This is a genomic window from Paraburkholderia solitsugae (assembly GCF_013177695.1).
GTDB lineage: Bacteria > Pseudomonadota > Gammaproteobacteria > Burkholderiales > Burkholderiaceae > Paraburkholderia > Paraburkholderia solitsugae.
This window is the reverse complement of record NZ_WOEY01000005.1, coordinates 1-4,060: the sequence shown is the minus strand read 5'-3', so window position 1 is coordinate 4,060 and position 4,060 is coordinate 1. Positions and strand designations below refer to the sequence as shown.

The 4,060-nt window shown below is 55.0% G+C and carries 4 protein-coding genes and 2 pseudogenes; 2 read left to right on the top strand and 4 right to left on the bottom strand.

The window, feature by feature from the left end; translation table 11 throughout:
• Positions 1–179: 179 nt before the first annotated feature.
• Positions 180–518, bottom strand: a complete 339-nt coding sequence (locus tag GNZ12_RS00905) for a c-type cytochrome (protein ID WP_235993507.1) — start codon at positions 516–518, stop codon at positions 180–182.
• Between the two features lie 365 nt (positions 519–883).
• Positions 884–1,021: pseudogene (locus GNZ12_RS00900) on the bottom strand (IS6 family transposase); the annotation flags it as partial.
• A gap of 429 nt (positions 1,022–1,450) precedes the next feature.
• On the opposite strand from GNZ12_RS00900, the pseudogene GNZ12_RS44085 reads away from it, so the two are divergent.
• Both GNZ12_RS44085 and gltA read left to right on the top strand, forming a co-directional pair.
• Positions 1,451–1,552: pseudogene (locus GNZ12_RS44085) on the top strand (IS6 family transposase); the annotation flags it as partial.
• A 133-nt stretch (positions 1,553–1,685) separates the two neighbouring features.
• A complete protein-coding gene (gene gltA / locus GNZ12_RS00895) occupies positions 1,686–2,987 on the top strand; it encodes a citrate synthase (protein WP_172308583.1) in 1,302 nt (433 codons plus the stop codon).
• A gap of 217 nt (positions 2,988–3,204) precedes the next feature.
• Here the strand turns inward: gltA and GNZ12_RS00890 are convergent, their stop codons facing one another.
• Both GNZ12_RS00890 and GNZ12_RS00885 read right to left on the bottom strand, forming a co-directional pair.
• Complete coding sequence (locus GNZ12_RS00890) at positions 3,205–3,405, bottom strand: hypothetical protein (RefSeq protein ID WP_172308582.1); 201 nt, start codon at positions 3,403–3,405, stop codon at positions 3,205–3,207.
• Between the two features lie 217 nt (positions 3,406–3,622).
• Positions 3,623–3,946 carry a hypothetical protein gene (locus GNZ12_RS00885; protein WP_172308581.1) on the bottom strand — a complete coding sequence of 108 codons (324 nt, stop codon included), beginning with the start codon at positions 3,944–3,946 and terminating at the stop codon, positions 3,623–3,625.
• Positions 3,947–4,060: the final 114 nt, after the last annotated feature.

Here is a 4,060-nt window from a genome sequence, read left to right as displayed (position 1 = left end):
CAATCTCGCGAAGCTCGGCCTCAAGGAGGCCGCTGCGCCCGCAGTATGGAATGCGGTCCTGTCCGTTCGATAAGGAATCCTTCCTACAGGATGCTCCTCAACCCGCTTCCCTATTTGCACCAGAACCCCTTTTGTCACCTTAACGCACTTGTCGTAACAACGCCGGCATGGCCGCGTTGTCACTGATTCAGCATCCATCGGGCTACTGTGTGTGCGTCTTCGGGCGAGAGGGAATCGACGCGGTCTGAGATCGGCATCGTTATGTCGCCCCAGTGAGTCGGGCCTTCAATAGACAGTTTCTGTTCGAGCGCGGAGGGTGTGCCCGGCATCCTGCGGTAGTGTTTCGCGATCTGCGGGAACGACGGAGCGAGATACGGCGGCTCGGCGGTATGGCAGTACATGCAGTGCTGCTGGTCGACCAGCGCCTCGGCTTCGGAGCGAGCGAACGTGTTACCGGTTCTCACCATCAGCACAGCGACGAAGGTCGCCGTTAAACAAATTTTTTTCCGGATGATCATGAGGCATACTCCGTCCTTTAATTCTGTGTACGGCCAACACCGAAAGTGTCGCTGACTAGCATCAATACGATGAAGCTGTCGTCCCCGTGCGTCAAACGGCGGCTATCTGAAATGAAACGGATGGATCTGATGCAAATAACAGGTCTAAACGATGCCATACCTATCTATAAGATATCCTATTTAACCGGGAGGACTGCATTCCGGGCAGTGGCTACAGCCGTATCTTTGAGTTGCAAGCTGGCAAGCTGGCAAGCCCAAATTGTCCCTTGCGAATGCGATGCATCAACTCGATACCGGCAATCGTGGTCGCGGCACTCCTGAACCGGCTTCACCCAACGCATGATCGTCGTGTGCGACAGCGACTAACCTCGTTCGGCCATCATCTCGACGAGATCGCGCAGGCTGAGCTTGTAGCGCAGGTACAAGCGCACACAAAGAATGATCACGTCACGGTCAAAGTGACGGCCGGCGAATAGCCCGTCCAGACTCTTCAGCTTGCTCATCGCGGCCCCTCGAATCGATCTGATCGACACTCTAACCAATTCGTTGATCGCGCTATTTTCACCACAGCCTATTCAACATAGGCATTGGCGCAGATGAAGATCCAGTTATGCAGCGTGTTGCGCATGAACGTCTCCTCAAGAGAATCTCGTTGCACGGCGAGAGAATGCGTATTGCCGCGTTGAATTCAGAATAGCTCCGAGAGACCACGAATACCATTCCACGAAGGGTTACGAGCACGCCGCATTGGTATATGCCCCACTATACGGTCGTATATGCGAAAGCGCCGTTATTTGGAAAGAGGTGCGTTCAGAACGGCGTCCGCGGCTGTGTCGTCGCGGTTAGCCACGCCGTCGAAAATTGAGCTGTGGTGCAATAGCGCGATCGACAAATCGGTTAGAGTGTCGATCAGATCGATTCGAGGGGCCGCGATGAGCAAGCTGAAGAGTCTGGACGGGCTATTCGCCGGCCGTCACTTTGACCGTGACGTGATCATTCTTTGTGTGCGCTTGTACCTGCGCGACAAGCTCAGTTCAATAGGATATCTTATAGATAGGTATAGCATCGTTCAGACCTGCTATTTGAACCGGATCCAGCGCAGGCGGGTTCTATCCAGGCGTGCAAATTATCGAAACCCTGTTTCCATACTTCGATTGAGGATGTGCTATGACCCCGTCAGATGTTAAAGCCACGCTATCGTTCAGCGACAACTCGCCGAGCGTTGAAATGCCGATCTACAAGGGCACGTTGGGCCCGGACGTGATCGACATCCGCAAACTGTACGGCCAGACTGGCAAGTTCACGTACGATCCGGGCTTCATGTCGACGGCGGCGTGTAACTCGGCGATCACCTACATCGACGGTGACAAGGGCGAGCTGCTGTATCGCGGTTTCCCCATCGACAATCTCGCGCAGAACGCCGACTTCCTCGAAACCTGCCTTCTGCTGCTGAAGGGCGAACTGCCGAACCAGAAGGAGAAGGACGAGTTCGTCAAGACCGTCACGAATCACACGATGGTCCACGAGCAGATGCAGTTCTTCTTCCGTGGTTTCCGTCGTGATGCACACCCGATGGCGATTCTGGTCGCGGCTGTCGGCGCGTTGTCGGCGTTCTATCACGACTCGCTCGACATCTCGAATCCGCGTCACCGTGAAGTGTCGGCGATCCGCATGATCGCGAAGCTGCCGACTCTGGTCGCGATGGCTTACAAGTACACCGTGGGCCAGCCCTTCGTTTATCCGAAGAACGACCTGTCGTACAGCGCGAATTTCATGCGGATGATGTTCGCCAATCCGGCGGAAGAGTATGAGGTCAATGATGTGCTGGTGCGCGCGCTGGATCGCATTCTGATTTTGCATGCGGATCACGAGCAGAACGCGTCGACCTCGACGGTTCGTCTGGCGGGTTCATCGGGCGCCAATCCGTTCGCGTGTATCGCCGCGGGTATCGCTTGCCTGTGGGGCCCGGCGCACGGTGGTGCGAACGAAGCCGCACTGAACATGCTGGAAGAAATCGGCTCGGTTGACAACATTCCTGAGTTCATCAATCAGGTGAAGGACAAGAACTCGGGCGTGAAGCTGATGGGTTTTGGTCACCGTGTCTACAAGAACTACGATCCGCGTGCGAAGCTGATGCGTGAGACTTGCCATGAAGTGCTGGAGGAGTTGGGTCTGCACGATGATCCGCTGTTCAAGCTGGCCATGGCGCTGGAAAAGATCGCGCTGGAAGACGACTACTTTGTGTCGCGGAAGTTGTACCCGAATGTCGATTTCTATTCGGGGATCGTGCAGCGCGCGCTGGGTATACCGACGGCGATGTTCACGTGTATCTTCGCGATGGCACGTACGGTCGGCTGGATCGCGCAGTGGAACGAGATGATTGCCGATCCTGAACAGAAGATTGGCCGTCCGCGTCAGCTGTTCATCGGCGAAACGCCGCGTAAAGCGAAGCCGATTGCTCGGCGTTAAGGATTGAAGCAAGCCTGTAGGACGGGCGTTTTGGTGGCATCAAGATCGGACGACACGAAATCGACCCATCCACGCACATCCCGGTGCAGCCGCCAGCTCAGTGCGATTCTGGCTTCCAGCGCTGCTTCGTCTGCATGAGCAGATTTGCGCAGGTTAAAACTAACGGTCCGCCGTAATAACTCACGACGGACCGTTCCCGGATTTCGTCCCATTGACGTTACCCGAAAATCGGCAGGGTGCCGAGTAATGCAAATCCCAACAGCGCGCCGGCCACGGCACCATACATCCCAGCATGATAAGTGCGCACACGAAGTGCGCCGCGTACCAAGGCGCCAATTCCGAACATGCCGGCAAATGAAAACACGGCCAATATTGCGAACAGGCCAATCCAGTATGCAAGAGCGAAGTTTTCAGACATGATTGATCTCCATATACGAACAAAGCAACGAGTTCGGATTTAATGTTGGCGATAAAGGTTGGGGACGATGAATTGGGAGTCCACGTTCTTAAAGGCGGGCCGCAAGACAGCTGGTCGATCCGTAAGCGTCGGCCGAACGATCGTGAAGGAGTGTTTTAAAAGTCGCATGATGATCTTTCTATCGAGTGGTTTCCGTGCGAGACGGTATGGAGCAACTTTAGTCGGCTATCCGAACGGTGTGAATCGCCTCGCGGATCATAAAGGCGCTCATTCGGATCACTCGTTTTAAGTGTTCCTGGTAAAACTGTTTGAATTCGGCTAACCTGGCGGCCTCGTGAAACCGGGGTAGCGGATGAAGTGCGTGGTAGAACTGAGCGAAGTCGAGGTAATCACATTGCAGTAGCTTTCGATCAATCACAGGCACCGGGATGCACGCACGCATGCAGCGGGCCTGCTGCAGTTCGGGCGCAAGGTCAAGCCGAAGACCATCGCTGAGCATCTTGGCGTCAGTGACCAGTCGGTCTACAAGGTTCTGGTGCAAATAGGATCGGCGAATCGGTTAGAGTTGTTGGAGCAAAACGAACTGATAACCGGCGATGACCAAGCTGAAGAGTCTGGAGGAGTTGTTCGATGGACGCCATTTTGATCGGGAAAT

What these genes read in the sequence shown, in the direction of transcription:
- GNZ12_RS00905 (WP_235993507.1), bottom strand. Translation starts at nt 518, where the DNA reads ATGATCATCCGGAAAAAAATTTGTTTAACGGCGACCTTCGTCGCTGTG.
- gltA (WP_172308583.1), top strand. Translation starts at nt 1,686, where the DNA reads ATGACCCCGTCAGATGTTAAAGCCACGCTATCGTTCAGCGACAACTCG.
- GNZ12_RS00890 (WP_172308582.1), bottom strand. Translation starts at nt 3,405, where the DNA reads ATGTCTGAAAACTTCGCTCTTGCATACTGGATTGGCCTGTTCGCAATA.